Origin of the sequence: Thermocatellispora tengchongensis, assembly GCF_014202315.1 — a bacterium.
In the GTDB taxonomy this organism is placed as follows: Bacteria; Actinomycetota; Actinomycetes; order Streptosporangiales; family Streptosporangiaceae; genus Thermocatellispora; species Thermocatellispora tengchongensis.
Map to the genome: position 1 here is coordinate 1 of NZ_JACHGN010000048.1, position 18,012 is coordinate 18,012.

The 18,012-nt window shown below is 76.2% G+C and carries 9 protein-coding genes; 7 read left to right on the top strand and 2 right to left on the bottom strand.

From position 1 onward, the window contains the following. From HNP84_RS50605 to HNP84_RS50615, 3 genes are all read left to right on the top strand, one after another. The coding region (locus HNP84_RS50605; RefSeq protein ID WP_281396544.1) for a sigma factor-like helix-turn-helix DNA-binding protein at window positions 1–110 on the top strand (110 nt) is incomplete at its 5' end. 240 nt (window positions 111–350) lie between these two features. Continuing rightward, a complete protein-coding gene (locus HNP84_RS50610; protein WP_185057338.1) occupies window positions 351–1,220 on the top strand; it encodes an MEDS and STAS domain-containing protein in 870 nt (289 codons plus the stop codon). Next, a complete protein-coding gene (locus HNP84_RS50615; protein WP_185057339.1) occupies window positions 1,210–2,085 on the top strand; it encodes an ATP-binding protein in 876 nt (291 codons plus the stop codon). Before HNP84_RS50610 ends, HNP84_RS50615 begins: the two co-directional genes overlap by 11 nt. Window positions 2,086–2,107: 22 nt before the next feature. Here the strand turns inward: HNP84_RS50615 and HNP84_RS50620 are convergent, their stop codons facing one another. Next, entirely contained in the window at window positions 2,108–3,076 is a 969-nt protein-coding gene (locus HNP84_RS50620; RefSeq protein WP_185057340.1) for an NAD(P)-dependent alcohol dehydrogenase, read from the bottom strand. Window positions 3,077–3,275: 199 nt separating this feature from the next. On the opposite strand from HNP84_RS50620, the gene HNP84_RS50625 reads away from it, so the two are divergent. Then, entirely contained in the window at window positions 3,276–6,575 is a 3,300-nt protein-coding gene (locus tag HNP84_RS50625; protein WP_221337780.1) for an AfsR/SARP family transcriptional regulator, read from the top strand. A 220-nt stretch (window positions 6,576–6,795) separates the two neighbouring features. After that, window positions 6,796–7,578: an SDR family NAD(P)-dependent oxidoreductase gene (locus tag HNP84_RS50630; protein ID WP_185057341.1), complete on the top strand. Its 783-nt coding sequence runs from the start codon at window positions 6,796–6,798 to the stop codon at window positions 7,576–7,578. A gap of 55 nt (window positions 7,579–7,633) precedes the next feature. Here HNP84_RS50630 and HNP84_RS50635 read toward each other — a convergent pair whose 3' ends face one another. Next, on the bottom strand, window positions 7,634–9,061 hold the full coding sequence (locus tag HNP84_RS50635) for an acyl-CoA carboxylase subunit beta (RefSeq protein WP_185057342.1): 1,428 nt from the start codon (window positions 9,059–9,061) through the stop codon (window positions 7,634–7,636). Window positions 9,062–9,350: 289 nt separating this feature from the next. Between HNP84_RS50635 and HNP84_RS50640 the strand changes: the two genes are divergently transcribed. Together HNP84_RS50640 and HNP84_RS50645 are read left to right on the top strand one after the other, a co-directional pair. After that, window positions 9,351–16,940, top strand: coding sequence for a type I polyketide synthase (locus HNP84_RS50640; protein WP_185057343.1), 7,590 nt, complete (start codon window positions 9,351–9,353; stop codon window positions 16,938–16,940). A 26-nt stretch (window positions 16,941–16,966) separates the two neighbouring features. Beyond that, window positions 16,967–18,012 (top strand): beta-ketoacyl synthase N-terminal-like domain-containing protein (locus HNP84_RS50645; RefSeq protein WP_312927495.1); only part of this gene is annotated, 1,046 nt, incomplete at its 3' end.

The window sequence follows — 18,012 nt, forward strand, 5'->3', positions numbered from 1 at the left end:
GGAACATGACCCAGTCGGAGATCGCCGGAGAGCTCGGCATCTCCCAGATGCACGTCTCGCGGCTGCTGAAGAAGGTCCTGACCCAGCTTCGCACCGCGCTGCTGTCCTGAGCGTGCGCCCCACACGGGAGGAACGGGCCCCGGCCCGGACCCAGGGGTCGAGTGTCGTAGCCCGATCCGGATTTCGCGAAATTCAGCACCACTCCGGCTGCGTCGCCTTATGGTGTGATATGTGTGCTCGGTCCCCTCGTGGGGGAGCGAGACTCGGGTGTCGCGGGGGCCACAGGTCACTACTGTTGGTCACCCAGCGGTTCGGCGCCGGGTACCGGCCGCGATCCGGAAGGTGGCGTGGTGACGGTCAGCGCTGAAACGCAGATCACCGATCTGGCTATCAACGACCACGCCTGCCTGACGTTCGGCGAGCCGGAGGAGCTTCTCGACCTGACCGCGGCGTACGTGCGCGACGGGCTGGCCGGCGGGCAGCGCGTCGTCTGGCTGGCCGAGGACCCGCAGCGGGCGCTGGCCGAGCTGGTACGCCGCGGCGCCGCCGCCCGCGCCGCGGCCGAGGCCGGCCGGGTCACGGTCGCGGCCCACCAGGACGGGCTGCTCGCCGGGCAGGCGTTCGAGGTGGAGCGCGCGATGGACTGGCTGCGCGAGCAGATCGACGACACCACCCGCGAGGGCTACTCCGGCTTACGCGTCGCCCTGGACATGAGCTGGGCGCTGCGCCCGATCAGCGGCATCGAGCAGCTTCCGGCGTTCGAGGAGGAGATCGCCACCGCGCTCTCCGGGGCCTCCGCGTCGGTCCTGTGCCAGTACGACCGCGAGCGCTTCGACCCGGTCACCCTGGCCTCGGTGGCGCCCTTCCACACCCATTCCGTCGCCGCCTCGACCTACCACAACGACCCGCTGCTGCGGATCTGCCGCCAGTACGCCCCGCCGGGCATCCGCCTGGCGGGGCAGATCGACCGCGCCGCGGAGAGCCCGCTGGCCCTGGCGCTCAGCGAGGCGATCCGCGTGGACGGCGACATCACGGTGAACATGTCCGAGCTGTCCTTCATCGACGTGCACTGCGCCCGAATGATCATCGACGCCGCCCGCAGCCTGGCCCCGCCGCGCGGCATCGCCCTGCGCTGCAACCCCGCGATCGTGTCGAGGTTCCTGCTGCTCGGCGCGGCCGCGGTGCCCGGCGTCACCGTGGTGACCGGCCATGACGGGTGAGCCGGCGTTCACAGGCCGGCAGGCCGCCGCCGGTGGGGGCGGCCCGGGCGGCACCGGCGGGCCGCCGATCCTGGACCAGCCGTTCGACGCCGACTCGCTGTACGCCCTGCGCGCCACCTTGGAGGCGCACGCCTCGCGGGCCGGCCTGCCCGAAGGGCGTACCGGTGACCTGGTGCTGGCGGTGCACGAGCTCGCCACCAACGTCATCCTGCACGGCTCCATGACCGGCCGGGTCCGGATCTGGCACACGGGCGCCGCGCTGTACTGCGAGGTGAGCGACACCGGGGGCCCGCCGGACGGTCAGCCGGACGCAGACCCGGATCGGGTGCCCGACGGAGAGCCGGATCGGGTGCCTGACGGAGAGCCGGACGCGAAGCCGGGGGCCGTGCCGGAGTGGCCGTACGAGTACGGCCACGGGCTGTGGATCGTGGCCTGCACCGCCGACGAGCACACCGTGCGCGCCGGCCCGCACGGACCGGTCGCCACGGTCACCTTCGCCCTGCCCCCGCCGGTGCGCCCCGCCTTCCGCCTCACCCGCCGCGACGAGGACGGCGCCACCCGCCTGGAGCTGACCGGCGACCTGGACCAGGGCACCGCCCCCCGCCTGACCGCGGCCGTCGGGTCGGTGCTCGCCGAACGCCCCGCCGCCCGGATCGTGGTGGACCTGTCCGGCATGACCTTCTGGGACTCCATGGGCCTGGCCGCGCTCGTCTCGGCCCAGCAGCTCGTCACCGCCGCCCCGCCCGCCACCATCACCGTCTCCGGCCTGCCGCAGGCGTTCCGGCGCCGGCTGGACAAGCTCGGCTTCGTCCCGTTCGCCTACTCCGGCGACGACGACGGCCGGGAGCGCGAGCCGCCGGGGTAGCCGGCCACCCGCGCCGGCCGGCTCACACCGTGATGACGACCTTGCCCCGGGCGTGGCCCTGTTCCAGGTAGCGCACGGCCTGGGGCAGGTCGTGCAGGGGGTAGGCGCGGTCGATGACCGGGGTCACCGCGCCGGACTCCACGAGACCGGCCAGCGTGGCGAGGTCGTCGCCGTTCGGGGCGTACAGGAACGGCAGCAGCCGCCGGCGGACGAAGGGGGCGGCCAGGAGCGGCTTGGCCACCCCCCACAGCGGCCCGATCCACTGGCCCGGGGCCGGCGCGACCGGCACCAGGGCCCCCTTGGGGGTCAGGGCGCGCAGGCGGTCGGACAGGCTCCGGTTGCCGACCAGGTCGATCAGCGCGTCGTAGCGCCGCCCGGCGCGGGCGAAGTCCTCCTTGGAGTAGTCCACGACGTGGTCGGCGCCGAGCGCGCGGACCAGCTCCACGTTCCCAGTGCCGCACACGCCGGTCACCTCGGCGCCCAGGGCCTTGGCGATCTGCACCGCGAAGGTGCCGATCCCGCCCGCCGCGCCGTTGACCAGGACCCGCTGCCCGGCCCGGACCCGCGCCCGGTCGCGGAGCGCGTGCAGGGCGGTGCCCGCCGCGAGGGGGATCGCCGCCGCCTCCTCGAATCCGAGCCGGGCCGGCTTGGGCCGCACCAGCTCGGGCTCGCCGATGCGGACGTACTCGGCGAAGCCCTCCTCGCAGAAGCCGAACACCTCGTCCCCCGGCCGGAACGCGGTGACGTCCCGGCCCACCGCCTCCACGTGCCCGGCCACGTCCACGCCGAGCCGGTTGGCCCGGGGACGGGTCAGCCCGGCCTGGAGGCGCATGAAGTACGGCTTGCCGCGCATGTGGTGCCAGTCCCACGGGTTGACCGAGGCGGCCCGGACGCGGACCAGGATGTCGCCGTCGCCGACGCCGGGGACGGCGACGTCCCGGAGCCGGAGCACATCCGGCGGGCCGTAGGCGTCGAACCGGATCGCCTTCATGACGCCGCCGCCTTCGGGCGGGAGCGCGGTGCCGGGTGCGGGGGTTCCTGCGGGGCGGCGAGGCTCCCGCCCGGCCGCGTACGTGTGCTTCCATTGACGCGAGGTGTGGTCATTCCCCCACCGTGCCGCAGACGTGTTGCGGGCCCGCGGTGCTCCGGTTGAGCGTTCGCGGAGCGCCGGGCACACCGCGAGGAGGGCCGTGATCGGGTCGAGGGAGGCGGGCACGGCGGGCGGCGTGCGCGTCCGCCTCCTCGGCGGGGTCCGCGCCACCGGTGACCGCGGCGAGCCGCTGGACGTCGGCCCCGCCAAGTGCCAGGCGGTCCTGGCGGCGCTCGCCCTGTCGGCCGGGGCGGCGGTGCCGGCGTGGCGGCTGGTCGAGCTGGTGTGGGGCGAGGACCCGCCGCGCACCGCCGGCCGCACCCTGCAGTCGTACATCGCCCGCCTGCGCCGCGGCCTCGGCGCCGGCGCGATCGCGCGGATCGGCGGCGCCTACCGCCTGGACGTGCCGCCCGACGCGGTGGACGTCGTACGGTTCCAGCGGCTGCTCGACGCCGGCGAGCTGGACGCCGCCCTGGCGGAGTGGACCGGGTACCCGCTGGCCGGGCTCGCGGTGCCGGGCATGGCGGCGGCCGTGGACGGCATGGTCGAGCGGTGGCTGTCGGCGGTGGAGGCCGACCTGGAAGGCCGGGTGCGCACCGACCCGGCCGCGGCCGTCGGCCCGCTGACGGAGCTGACGGCCGGCCACCCGTTCCGGGAAGGGTTGTGGGCGCTGCTGATGACGGCGCTGTACCGCGCCGGACGCCAGGCCGACGCGCTCGCCGCCTACCGCACGGCCCGCCGCGCCCTGGCCGAGCACCTGGGCGTGGAGCCGGGCCCCCGCCTGCGCGAGCTGGAGTCCTCGATCCTCGGCCACGACGAGCGGCTGCGGGCGCCTGCCCCGCGTCCCCGGGAGGCGGGCCTGCCCGCGGGGACGGTGACGTTCGGCTTCTGCGAGGTCGAGGGCCGGGGACGGTGGACGAGCGCCGGCCCCGCCGAGTCGGTCGAGGCCGCGACGGCACGGCACGGCGGCCACCTGTTCGCCATTGGCGGTGACTCCTTCGGGGCCGCCTTCCACCGGGCCGCGGACGCGGTGGCGTGGGCGGAGGACCTGCGCGCGTCCGGATCGGGCCCGCGGCTGCGCATCGGGCTGCACACCGGCGAGCCCGAGCGGCGCGGGCAGGGCTACTTCGGTCCCGCCGTGCACCAGGCGGCCTGCCTGGCGGCGGCGGGCCACGGCGGCCAGATCCTGGTGTCCGCCGCGACCGCCGCGCTGCTGGACCGCGACGACCTGCGCGACCTGGGCGCGTACCGGCTCGACGGCGTGGCGGCCCGGCAGCGTGTCTTCCAGGTCGACGACGGCGGCCATCCGCCCCTGCGCGCCGGCGACGGCCGCCGCGGCAACCTGCCGCTGCGGCAGGGACGGCTGATCGGCCGCGACGCCGACCTTGAGGCCGTCGGCCGCGCGCTGGCCGGGCACCCCGTGGTGACCCTGGTCGGGCCCGGCGGGATCGGCAAGACCCGCCTCGCCGTCGCGGCGGCGCGGCGCGGCGACTTCGACGACGGCGCCTGGCTGATCGACCTGGCCGAGATCGCCTCGTCCGGCGACGTGCCGCGGGCCGTGGCCGGTGCCCTGGGCATCAAGGAGAGCGCCGGGCGCATCCGGACGGAGTCCGTCGTGACGGCGCTGCGCCCGCGCCGCGCCCTCGTCGTCCTGGACAACTGCGAGCACGTCATCGACGGCGCCGCCGCGCTCGCCCAGGCCGTCGCCGAGGGCTGCCCGGACGTCCAGGTGCTGGCCACGTCCCGCGAAGGGCTCGGCCTCGGCCACGGCCTGGAACGGCTCATCGCCGTCGCGCCGCTCGGCATCGGGGCGGGCGTCGAGCTGTTCACCGAGCGCGCGTCGGCGGTGTCGTCCGTCTTCGCCCCCGAAGCCGGCCGCGAGGACGTCGCGGAGATCTGCCGCCGCCTGGAGGGCGTGCCCCTGGCCATCGAGCTCGCCGCCACCAGGACCGTCAGCCTCTCCCCGGCCGAGCTGCTGGCCGGGCTGGACGACCGGCTGCGGCTGCTGGTGGGCGGGCGGCGCACCGGCGCCGGGCGCCACCGGACCCTGCGCGCCACCGTCCAGTGGTCCTACGACCTGCTCGGACCGGCCGAGCGGTCGCTGTTCCAGCGGCTGTCGGTCTTCGCGGGCCCGTTCGGCCTCGCCGCGGCCCGCGCGGTCGCCGCCGGAGAGACGGGCGAGACCGATCTCGTCCTGGACGCCCTCGTCGCGCGGTCCATGGTGGTCGTGGAGCCGGGCCCGTCCGGGCGGCGCTTCCGGCTGCTTGAGACCATGCGCCAGTTCGCCGCCGAACGGCTGGCCGAGTCCGGTCAGGCCGGTGTGATCGCCGGGCGCCACACCCGGTGGTGCCTGGACGAGGTCACCCGCGTCCACCGGCTCCTCACGGGCCCGGCGGAGGCCGAGGGCGTGGCCCGCGTGGAGGAGCTGTGGCCCAACCTGCGGGCCGCGTTCGGCCGGGCCTGCGCCGAGGGGGACGCCCGTCTGGCGTACGCGCTGGTGCGCCCCGTCGTGGCGGAGGTCGTGCTGCGGGCCCGCGCCGAGATCGGCGACTGGGCCGAGCGCGTCCTGGCCCTGGCTCCCCCCAAGGACGAGGAGCTACGGATCTTCGGGCTGGTGTGGGCGGCGCAGCGGTACAAGCTGGCCCGCGACCCGGCCGCGTACGAGCGCCTGGCCGCCCGCCACGGCGAGCCCGCCGACCCGCGGGTCCGCCAGGCGCGCGCCTCCCTGTACGACGACCATCGGGGGCTGGTGACCTGGGGACCCGCGGCGGCGGCGGAGCTGCGCCGGCGCGGCGAGCACGACCTGGCCGTCCGGGTCGAGCTGGACACCGCCTCGGGCGTGGTGTTCCAGGGCCGCCTCGCGGAGGGCGACGCGCTGGTCTCGGCTCTGGTGGAGCGGTTCCGCGCCGAGGGGCCGCCGACCCTGCTGAACTGGGCGCTGATGCTGCTCGGCTACTCCGCGTCGTTCCAGGGCGACCGCGAGCGCGCGGAGCGGCTGTTCGGCGAGGCGGTCGCCGTCGAGCTGCCCGAGCGCACCTTCTCGCCGAACAAGGCGGTGGAGGCGCGGGTGCTGTTCCGCCGCGGGGAGCGGCGGCGGGCCTTCCGGCTGCTGCGCGCCCAGGTCGAGGACCTGCTCGACACCGACAACCTGTACGCCACCTGCGTGGCCTCGGTCGAGTTCGTCACCATGATGGCCGCGCTCGGCCGCCTGTCCGACGGCGCGCGCATCCTGGCCTACCTCTCCTCGGGCCTGCTCGACGTCCCCGTCTGGCGGACCCAGGTCGCCGACGCCCGGGCCAGGATCGCCGCCGGCCTCGGCCGCGTCCCGGACGAGGAGCCCGACCCCGACGGCCGCCGGGCGCTGGAGCACATGCGCGCGGTCCTGCACGAGCTGGCGTGACGGCGCCCCACGGCGCGTTACGCCCGGCGCAGCCCGGCCTGGCAGAATGCGCGTCACGAGGATGCCGGAGGGCGGGAGAGCGGACGTGACCCCGCCCGAGGGCGGCGGCCGTCGTCCACGACCGCACGACCGCCGGCACCGGCGCGCCCGGTCCGAGTGGGACCGCATGGACCAGGCCGCCGCCCGCGACCAGAGACCCCACACGCCGAGGAGACGAACCGTGCTCGACACCCGACTCGCCGGGCGGAACGTGCTGGTGACCGGGGGCGCCGGGAACATCGGGGCCGCCATCTGCAGGGCCTTCGCCGCGCAGGGGGCGCGGGTGGCCGTGCACTACCTCGGCCGGGACGCGCCGGCGCCCGAGGGCGCCGAGTGGGAGCACGTCACCCCGGCCGAGGGAGCGGCGGAGGAACTGGCGCGGGAGCTCGGCGGCGGAGCGGTCGCCGTCGAGGCCGACCTGTCCGAGCCCGGCGCGCCCCGCGCTCTCGTGGAGTCGGTCACCGGCCTCCTCGGGCCGATCAACGTGCTGGTCAACAACGCCGCGCACTGCGAGTCGCCCGACACCGTGGACGCTCTGACCGCCGGGTCGCTGGAGCGCCACTACCGGGTCAACGCGGTCGCGCCCGCCCTGCTGACCGCCGAGGTGGCGCGCCGGCACGACGGGGAGGCGCCTTTGTGCGTCGTCAACGTCACCACCGACGCCGCCCGCGCCTTCCCCGGGCAGATCGGCTACGGCACCTCCAAGGCGGCCCTGGAGGCCCTGACCCGGGCCACCGCCCTGGACCTGGCGCCGCGCGGGATCCGGGTCAACGCCGTGGCCCCCGGCCCGGTGCAGACGGGCTGGATCGGCGAGGACCTGATCGGCCGGGTGACCGCGCTCGTGCCGCTGGGCCGCGTGGGCGAGCCGGACGACATCGCCGACGCCGTGGTCTTCCTCGCATCCCACCAGGCCCGCTGGATCACGGGCCAGGTGCTCCAGGTCGCGGGCGGGCACGCGCTCTGACCACGGTGTTCCGCGAGCCCGCCGGCGGCGCCCCGGGACGCGTCGTCCGCCCCGGCTACAGCGGGATGTTGGCGTGGCTGCCCCGGGTGGCGGGGGCGGCGGCCAGGGCCTCGGCGACGCGGCGGCGGGTGGCGGCCGGGGGGATCACCTCGTCCACGACGCCGAGGGCGAGGGCGCGCCGTACGCCGCCCGCCACCCGCTCGTGCTCGCGCACGAGCGCCGCGCGCAGCGCCGGGCGTTCCTCCTCCGAGGCGGCGGCGAGGCGCTTGCGGTGCAGGACGCCGACCGCCGCGTCGGCGCCCATCACCGCGATCTCGGCGTCCGGCCAGGCGAAGACCGCCGTGGCGCCGAGCGAGCGGGAGTTCATCGCGATGTACGCCCCGCCGTACGCCTTGCGCACCACGACCGTGATCCGGGGCACCCGCGCCTCGGCGAAGGCGTGCAGCAGTTTGGCGCCCCGGCGTACCACGCCGCCCCACTCCTGGGCGACCCCGGGCAGGTAGCCGGGCACGTCCACCAGCACGACGAGCGGGACGCCCAGCGCGTCGCAGGTGCGTACGAAGCGGGCGGCCTTCTCCGCCGACAGGGAGTCCAGGCAGCCGCCCTTGCGCAGCGGGTTGTTGGCCACGATCCCCACGGGGTGGCCGGCCAGGCGGCCGTACCCGACGACGATGTTGGGCGCCCAGCGCGCCTGCACCTCCTCGAAGGCGGCGGTGTCGCCGTCGCGGTCGAGGATCGCGCGGATCACCGGGCGGATGTCGTAGGCCCGCCGCGCCGTCTCGGGCAGCAGGGCGCCGGGGTCGCGGGCGGGCTCGTAGGCGAGCCCGGCCAGGTCGAACCGCCCGGACGGGCGCAGCAGCCCGGCGAGCCGCCGGGCGCGGAGGTAGGCGTCGTCCTCGTCGGCGGCGACGACGTGGGCGACCCCGGACCTGCGGCCGTGCGCGTCCGCGCCGCCGAGGTCCTCCATCGAGATCTGCTCGCCGGTCACGCTGCGGACCACGTCGGGGCCGGTGACGAACACCCGGCCGGCGCCGGTCATGACGATCACGTCGGTGAGCGCGGGCCCGTACGCGGCGGCGCCGGCGGCCGGGCCGAGCACGACGGAGATCTGCGGCACCCGCCCGGACGCCCGGGTGAACGCCGCGAAGACCAGGCCGGCGCCGTGCATGGACTCCACGCCGTCGGCGAGCCGGGCACCGCCGGAGTGCCACAGCCCGATGACCGGGCAGCGCAGCCGCGTCGCCTCCTCCACCGCCGCGACGATGTGGCGCGCCCCGGCCAGGCCGAGCGCGCCGCCCATGACCGTGGCGTCGGTGCAGAAGGCGACGGCGGGCCAGCCGTCGATCCGGCCTCTGACCGCGAGCACCCCGCTGCCGTCCTCGGGCCACAGCGGGGCGGCCGAGCCGGGATCGAGCAGGCGCCCGAGACGCGCGACGGGCTGCCGGGGATCGGGCTCGACCACCGGCGCGACGGCTACGGTCATGAATTTCTCCTCACCTCGTCAACGGCCGCATCGGCCGAATTCGCCGCGCATCGGTATTCAGGTTAGGCAGCCCGCCCCGAACCCGTCCAATTACATTTCCCGATGATTCACATTTCACGAACCGAATGGAATAGAACCCGGGTGACCAGGGTCACTCTTGACGATGACAAACCCGCCGTGCAACCGTCGAAAAGCGCCACGGGCGCGGGTCCGCGCATTTTCGCGGCAATCTCCCGCGCCGTACTCGTTTTCTCATGATGCACCTTGCACCTGAAGGCGGAACCGACATATGGCTCACGAGGGAAAAGCGGCCGCGACCGGCGGGGGCGGCGCGGTGGCGGTGATCGGGCTCGCCTGCCGGCTGCCCGGCGCGCCCGATCCTGACGCGCTGTGGGAGCTGCTGCGCTCCGGGCGCGACGCGATCGGGCCGCCGTCGGCGTCGCGGCTGGCCGCCGGGCCGCCGATCGACCCGGAGCGGCCGGGAGGGTATCTCGACCAGGTCGACCGCTTCGACGCCGGGTTCTTCGGCCTGTCGCCGCGCGAGGCCGCGGCCATGGACCCGCAGCAGCGGCTCACGCTGGAACTCGGCTGGGAGGTCCTGGAGGACGCCGGCGTCGTCCCGGCCGCCGTCGCCGGCGCCCGCGCGGGCGTGTTCATCGGCGCGATCGGCTCCGACTACGCGACGCTGGTGGCGCGGGCGGGCGAGCCGGCCATCACCCGGCACACCCTCGCCGGGCTGAACAAGGGCCTGCTGGCCAACCGGCTGTCGTACGCGCTCGGCCTGCGCGGGCCCAGCCTGACCGTGGACACGGCGCAGTCCTCGGCGCTGGTGGCCGTGCACCTGGCCTGCCAGAGCCTGCGCCGGAGCGAGTCGGAGATCGCCATCGCCGGCGGGGTCAACCTGAACCTGGTCCCCGAGAGCACGCTCACGGCGGAGCGGTTCGGCGGCCTGTCGCCCGACGGCCGCTGCCACACCTTCGACGCCCGCGCCAACGGCTACGTCCGGGGGGAGGGCGGGGGCCTGGTGCTGCTCAAGCCGCTGGAGCGGGCGCTGGCCGACGGCGACACCGTGCACGCGGTGATCCTCGGCGGCGCGGTGAACAACGACGGCGCGAGCCAGGCGCTGACCGTGCCCGACGAGCGCGCCCAGGCCGAGGTCATCCGCCTGGCGCTGGCCGAGGCCGGCGTCGGGCCGGGCGCGGTGCAGTACGTCGAGCTGCACGGCACCGGCACGGCGGTCGGCGACCCGGTGGAGGCCCGCGCGCTCGGCGCGGCGCTCGGCGGCGCCCGGCCCGCGGACCGGCCGCTGCTCGTCGGCTCGGTCAAGACCAACCTCGGCCATCTGGAGGGCGCGGCCGGCATCGCGGGCCTGCTCAAGACGGTCCTGGCGGTGCGTGAGCGGCGCATTCCGGCGAGCCTGAACTTCGCCCGGCCCAACCCGAGCATCGACCTGGACGCGCTCAACCTCCGGGTGGCGGACGCGGCGCTCCCCTGGCCGCGCCCGGAGGAGCCTCTGATCGCCGGGGTCAGCTCCTTCGGCATGGGCGGCACCAACTGCCATCTGGTGCTGTCCAGCCTCTCCCCCGCGGAGTCCCCGGCCCCCGCCGGGTCCCCGGCTCCGCCTCCGGCCCGGGAGGCGGCCCCGCTGCCGTTCCTGCTGTCGGCCCGGAGCGGTGACGCGCTGCGGGCACAGGCCGGGCTGCTGGCCGGCCGCGCCGAGGACGCCGAGCCGGCCGACCTGGCGTACTCGCTGGCCGCCACGCGCACCGCGTTCGAGCAGCGGGCCGTGGTGGTCGCGGGGGACCGGCCGGAGCTGCTGCGCGAGCTGCGCGCGCTGGCCGCGGGCACGCCCGGACCGGGAACGGTCCGCGGAGCCGTGCGCCGGACGCGGAGCGGGCGGGGCGCGGTGTTCGTCTTCCCCGGGCAGGGCAGCCAGTGGCTGGGCATGGGGCGCGAGCTGGCGCGGTCCTCCCCCGTGTACGCGGGCCGCCTGCGCGAGGTGGCGCGGGCGCTGGAGCCGCACGTGGACTGGTCCCCGGCCGAGGTGCTGTGGGGCGAGCCCGGCGCCGGCGCGTTCGAGCGGGTGGAGGTGGTCCAGCCGGCGCTGTTCGCGGTCATGGTGGCGCTGGCCCGGCTCTGGGAGTCGTTCGGGGTCACGCCCTCGGCGGTCATCGGCCACTCGCAGGGCGAGATCGCGGCGGCGCACGTCGCGGGCGCGCTGTCGCTGGAGGACGCCGCCGCCCTGGTGGTGCTGCGCGCCCGCGCCATCGCCGCCATCTCCGGCCACGGCGGAGGCATGGTGTCGATCCCCCTGCCCGTGGACGTCGTGCGGGAGCGGCTGGGCCGCTGGGCGGGCAGGCTCGGCGTCGGCGCGGTCAACGGGCCCTCGGCGACGGTGGTCTCCGGCGACGCCGGCGCGCTGGACGAGCTGGTCGCCTCCTACGAGGCCGAGGGCGTCGCGGTGCGCGGGGTCAGGATCGACTACGCCTCCCACTCCCCGCACGTCGAGCGGGTCCGCGACCGGCTGCTGAACGCGCTGGCCGCGCACGCGCCCCGCAGCACGGACGTCGCCTTCTACTCCACGGTCACCGGCGGGCCGCTGGACACCTCCGGCCTGGACGCCGGCTACTGGTACCGCAACCTGCGGCACACCGTCGAGTTCGAGCGGGCCGTACGGGCCGCGCTGGCCGACGGGCACGACGTGTTCGTCGAGTCCAGCCCGCACCCGATCCTGCTGGTCGGGCTGAGCCAGATCCTGGACGCGGCGGGCGGCGGCGGGGTCGTGACCGGCTCGCTGCGCCGCGACCGGGGCGATCTGGCCGAGTTCCTCCGCTCGGCCGCGCGGCTGCACACGCACGGCGTGCCGGTGGACTGGTCCGGCGTCCTGCCCGCCGACGGGCGGCGGGTGCGGCTGCCCACGTACGCCTTCCAGCGCGAACGCCACTGGCTCGACACGGCCGGGGACACGGCCGGGGACACGGCCGGGGACACGGCCGGGGACACGGCCCCTCCCCCGCCCGCCGCGAGGCGCGAGCAGACACGGCGGGAACAGACACGACCAGAGCAGACCCCGGAGCCGGACGCCTCGTCGCTCGATCTGGTCCTGACCGCCACCGCCACGGTGCTCGGCCATTCCGGCCCGGCGGCGGTCGCGCCCGACCTGACCTTCCGCGACCTGGGGCTCGACTCGCTCGGCGCGGTCGAGCTGCGCGACCGGCTGTCCGCGGCGACCGGCCGCGAGATCCCGGCCACGGTCACCTTCGACCATCCGACCCCGGCCGCCCTGTCCCGGTTCCTGGACGGCGGGCGGGAGGCGGCCGCACCGGTCGCACCGGCCGGGCGCGCGGCGGCGTACGAGGAGCCCATCGCGGTCGTGGCGGCCGCCGGCCGGTGGCCGGGCGGCGCGAGCACGCCGGAGGAGCTGTGGGACCTGGTGGTGTCGGGCGCCGACGCGATCGGCGGGTTCCCCGCCGACCGCGGCTGGGACCTGGACGCGCTCTACGACCCGCACGCGCGGCGGCCGGGCACGTCCTACGTCCGCGAGGGCGGGTTCCTGCACGACGCCGCCCGGTTCGACGCCGAGTTCTTCGGCATCGCCCCGCGCGAGGCCGCCGCGATGGACCCGCAGCAGCGGCTGCTGCTGGAGACGTCGTGGGAGCTGCTGGAACGGGCGGGCATCCCGCCCGAGTCGCTGCGCGGCGGCAGGACCGGGGTGTTCGTGGGCGCGACGCCGCAGGAGTACGGCCCGCGGCTGCACGAGAGCGGCGAGGAGGCCGGCGGCTACGCGCTCACCGGCACGGCGACCAGCGTCCTGTCGGGCCGGATCGCCTACACCTTCGGCTTCGAGGGCCCGGCGGTGACGATCGACACGGCCTGCTCCTCCTCTCTGGTGGCGCTGCACTTCGCGGTGCGGTCGCTGCGCGCCGGCGAGTCGGACCTGGCGCTGGCCGGCGGGGTGACCGTGATGGCCTCACCCGGCATGTTCACCGAGTTCAGCCGGCAGCGCGGGCTGGCCGGCGACGGGCGGTGCAAGGCGTTCGCCGCCTCGGCCGACGGCACGGCGTGGGCCGAGGGCGTGGGCCTGGTGCTGCTGGAACGGCTGTCCGACGCGCGCCGCAACGGCCACCGCGTCCTGGCGCTGATCCGGGGCACCGCGATTAACCAGGACGGCGCGTCCAACGGCCTGACCGCCCCCAGCGGACTGGCACAGCAGCGGGTGATCCACGACGCGCTCGCCGACGCGGGCCTGCGGGGCGCGGACGTGGACGTGATGGAGGCGCACGGCACCGGGACCGCGCTCGGCGACCCGATCGAGGCCCAGGCCGTCATCGCGACGTACGGCCGCGACCGGCCCGCCGACCGGCCGCTGCTGCTCGGCTCGGTGAAGTCGAACATCGGCCACACCCAGGCGGCGGCCGGTGTGACCGGCCTGATCAAGCTCATCTACGCGCTGCGGCACGGCGTGGTGCCCAGGACGTTGCACGTCGATGCGCCGACCGGGCATGTGGACTGGTCGGCGGGGACGGTGGAGCTGGTGACGCGGAACCTGCCGTGGCCGGACGGCGGACGGCCGAGGCGGGCCGCGGTGTCCTCGTTCGGCATCAGCGGGACCAACGCGCACGCGATCGTGGAACAGGCCCCGCCCGCCGACCCCGAGCCGGAGCCGCCGGCCACGGCGGCGCCGCCGTACGTGGTCTCGGCCCGCACCCCGCAGGCCCTGCGGGATCAGGCGGCGAAGCTGGCCGCGCACCTCACCCCCGGCCACCACCCCGCCCGGATCGCCCGAGCCCTGGCCACCACCCGCACCCTCTTCCCCCACCGCGCCGTCATCACCCACCACCACACCGACGCACTCACCGCACTCGCCCACGACCGCCCCCACCCCGCCCTCACCACCGGACACGCCCACGACCACCCCCGCCTCGTCTTCCTCTACACCGGCCAAGGCAGCCAATACGCCGGCATGAGCCGCGACCTCTACGACACCCACCCCGCCTACGCCACCCGCTTCGACGAAATCGCCACCGCCTTCGACCTCCCCCTGCAAGAGATCGTCTTCGACCGCCCCGACCTGCTCCACAACACCCGCTACACCCAGCCCGCCCTGTTCACCCTCCAAACCGCCCTCACCCACCTGCTCACCACCTGGGGCATCCACCCCGACGTCGTCACCGGCCACTCCATCGGCGCCATCGCCGCCGCCCACACCGCCGGCATCCTCACCCTCCCCGACGCCGTCACCCTGGTCACCGCCCGCGCCCGGTTGATGTCCTCCCTGCCGACCGGAATCGGCGCCATGGCCGCCATCAACGCCACCGAACTCGACATCACCAAGGCGATCGACGGCCACCCCGGCGTCGCCATCGCCGCACTCAACACCCCCACCTCCACCGTCATCTCCGGCGACACCGAAGCAGTGCACGCCATCGCGGAGGAGTTCAAAGCACGCGGCCACAAGATCAAATACCTGACCGTCAGCCACGCCTTCCACTCCCCCCACATGGACCCGATCCTCGACGACTTCCGCGAGGCCATCGGCGCCATCACCTTCCATGCACCGGCCATCGACTTCGTATCCGACCTCACCGGCCGCCCGGAAGACGCCCTCAGCGCCGGTTACTGGGCCGACCACCTGCGCAACCCCGTCCGCTTCCACGAGGCGGCGCGGGCCACCGAGGCGACCGCGTACCTGGAGATCGGGCCCGACGGCGTCCTGACGGCGTTGCTCGATCCCGAGGCGGTCGCCGCGCCGGTGCTGCGCCGGGACCGCCCGGACGCGGCGACCGCGCTCACGGCCGCCGCCGTGGCCTTCGCCCATGGCGTGCCGGTGGACTGGACCGCGCACATCCCGGAGGTCGGCCCGGCCGAGCTGCCCACGTACGCGTTCCAGCGGCGCCGGTACTGGCTGGACGCGCCGCGCGCCGCCGAGCGGGACCCGCGCTCGCTGATCGACTCCTGGCGGCACCGGGTGGTCTGGCGCCCGCTGCCCGTGCCCGCCGAGGGTACGGCGGCGGGCGGCTGGCTCCTCGTCGAGCCGGCGGGCGGACGCGCGGACGCCTGGGCCGCCGCGCTGGCGGCGGCGCTGACGGAACGCGGCGGCGCGGTGACCCGCGTCGCGGTGGACGCCGCCGAGCCCGCGTGGGAGGGGTTCCCGGAGGCGTCGCGGTACGCCGGGATCGTGTCCCTGCTCTCCTTCGACGACCGGCCGCACCCGGGCCACCCGGCGCTGCCGCGCGGCGGGGCGGCCGAGGTGGCGCTCATCCGGCACCTGGACGCCGCCGGGATCGCCGGGCCGCTGTGGACAGTCACCAGCCAGGCGGTCTCGACCGGCGGCGAGAGTGACCATGGGGGCGGCGACGACCACGGCGACGTCGTGCGGCACCCCGGTCAGGCCCTGGCCTGGGGGCTCGGCGGGCCGCTCGCCGCGGAGCGGCCGGAGCGCCGGGGCGGGCTGCTCGACCTCCCCGGTACGCCCGCCGCCCGCACCGCCGCCCTGGCCGCCGCCGCGCTCACGGGCGGGCACGGCGAGGCGGAGCTGGCCGTCCGCCCCGCCGGTCTCCGCGTACGCCGCCTCGTGCCCGCGCCCCTGGGCACCTCGCCCGCACCGGGCCGCTGGACGCCGCGCGGCACCGTACTGATCACGGGGGGCACTGGCGCGCTCGGCCGCCATGTCGCCCGCGCCCTGGCCGAGCGCGGCGCCCCGCACCTGCTGCTCGTCAGCCGCCGGGGCGAGGACGCCCCCGGCGCGGCGGAGCTGCGCGACGAGCTGGCGGAGCTCGGCGCCCAGGTCACGATCGCGGCGGCGGACGTGGCCGACCGCGCCTCACTCGCCGCCGTCCTCGCCGCGATCCCGCCGGAGCATCCGCTCGACGCGGTCGTGCACACGGCGGCCGTCCTGGACGACGCGCTGATCGACGACCTGACCCCGGAGCGCATGGCGGGCGTGCTCCGGGTCAAGGCGGGGGGCGCGTGGCACCTGCACGAGCTGACCCGCGGGCTCGGCCTGTCGGCCTTCGTGCTGTTCTCCTCGGTCACGGGCGTGATCGGCACCGCGGGCCAGGGCAACTACGCCCCGGGGAACGCGGTTCTCGACGCCCTGGCCGAGCACCGGCGCGCGGCCGGGCTCCCGGCCACCTCGATCGCCTGGGGGCACTGGGCGGGAGACGGGATCGCGGGCCCCGAGGCCGAGCGCGAGCTGCGCCGCTCCGGGCTGCTGCCCATGGACCCCGGCCTCGCGGTCGCGGCGCTGGGGGAGGCCCTGGACCGCGGCGAGACCACGCTGATCGTGGCGCGGGCCGACTGGGCCGCCGTCGCGGCGTCCCGGCCGGGCCCGTTGCTGTCGGAGCTGGCGGGCCCCGCTTCGGACGAGGAGGGCGAGGGCCCGGACCTGGCCGCACGGCTGGCCGCGCTGCCCGAGCCCGAACGCAGGCGGACGCTCCGCGAGCTGGTACGCGCGGAGGCGGCGGCCGTCCTCGGCCACGCCTCGCCGGCCGAGGTGGACGCCGGGCGCGGGTTCCGCGACCAGGGGTTCACCTCGCTCAGCGGCGTCGAGCTGCGCAATCGGCTGGCGAAGGCGGCGGGCGTGACCCTGCCGAGCACGCTCGTGTTCGACCATCCGACCCCGGCCGAGCTGGCGGACCACCTCTACGACCTGCTGGCGCCGCAGGAGGAGGACCCTCTCGACGCCGTGGCGGCCCGGGTCGGCGAGCTGGCCGCGCTGCTGTCGCGGGTACGGCCCGCCGACCGGAGCGCCGCCCTGGACCGGCTGCGCCGGCTGACCGAACAGGACGCCCCGGCCGCCTCCGGCGGGAGCGATCTGTCCACCGCCTCCGACGAGGAGCTCATCAGCTTCATCAGCGACGAGCTCGGCATCTCCTGACCGATGGAAACCCGAAAGGCCGACCTGTGAGTGAGGACCAGATCCGGCACCTGCTGCGCCGGGTGACCCAGGAGCTGCACAAGACCCGCGGCGAGCTCGACGGCGTGCGCGAGGCGCGGCGCGAGCCGATCGCGATCGTGGGCATGGCCTGCCGCCTGCCCGGCGGCATCACCACCCCCGAGGACCTGTGGCGGCTGCTGGAGAACGGCGATGAGGCCATCGGCGAGTTCCCCGCCGACCGAGGCTGGGACCTCGACGCCCTCTACCACCCCGACCCCGACCACCCCGGCACCAGCTACACCCGCCACGGCGGCTTCCTGCACGACGTAGCCGCCTTCGACCCCGCCTTCTTCGGCATCTCCCGCCGCGAAGCCCTCGCCACCGACCCCCAGCAGCGCATCCTCCTCGAAACCGCCTGGGAGACCCTGGAGAACGCCAGGATCGACCCGGCCACGCTGCGCGGCAGCAGGACGGGCGTGTTCGCGGGCACGAGCCCACAGGACTACGTGACCGGGGCCGGGCCGAGCGAGGTCGAGGGGTACCTGATCACGGGCACGGCGCCGAGCGTGGTGTCGGGCCGGATCGCCTACACCTTCGGCTTCGAGGGCCCGGCGGTCACGGTGGACACGGCCTGCTCCTCGTCCCTGGTCGCGCTGCACCTGGCCGTGCAGTCGCTGCGCAACGGCGAGTCGGACCTCGCCCTGGCGGGCGGCGTCACCGTCATGGCCTCGCCCGCGACGTTCGTGGAGTTCTCCCGGCAGCGCGGCCTGGCGCCCGACGGCAGGTGCAAGGCGTTCGCGGCGGCGGCCGACGGGACCGGCTGGGCGGAGGGCGCGGGGCTGCTGCTGCTGGAACGCCTCTCGGACGCGCGCCGCAACGGCCACCGAGTCCTGGCGCTGATCCGGGGCACCGCCGTCAACCAGGACGGCGCGTCCAACGGCCTGACCGCCCCCAACGGCCCCGCCCAGCGGCAGGTCATCCGGGAGGCGCTGGAGAACGCGGGCCTGACACCGGCGGACGTGGACGCGGTGGAGGCGCACGGCACCGGCACCACCCTGGGCGACCCGATCGA

Bases quoted from the DNA above. Each gene is read 5' to 3' on its own strand.
- HNP84_RS50615 (WP_185057339.1), top strand. From the start codon at position 1,210: ATGACGGGTGAGCCGGCGTTCACAGGCCGGCAGGCCGCCGCCGGTGGG.
- HNP84_RS50620 (WP_185057340.1), bottom strand. From the start codon at position 3,076: ATGAAGGCGATCCGGTTCGACGCCTACGGCCCGCCGGATGTGCTCCGG.
- HNP84_RS50635 (WP_185057342.1), bottom strand. From the start codon at position 9,061: ATGACCGTAGCCGTCGCGCCGGTGGTCGAGCCCGATCCCCGGCAGCCC.
- HNP84_RS50640 (WP_185057343.1), top strand. From the start codon at position 9,351: ATGGCTCACGAGGGAAAAGCGGCCGCGACCGGCGGGGGCGGCGCGGTG.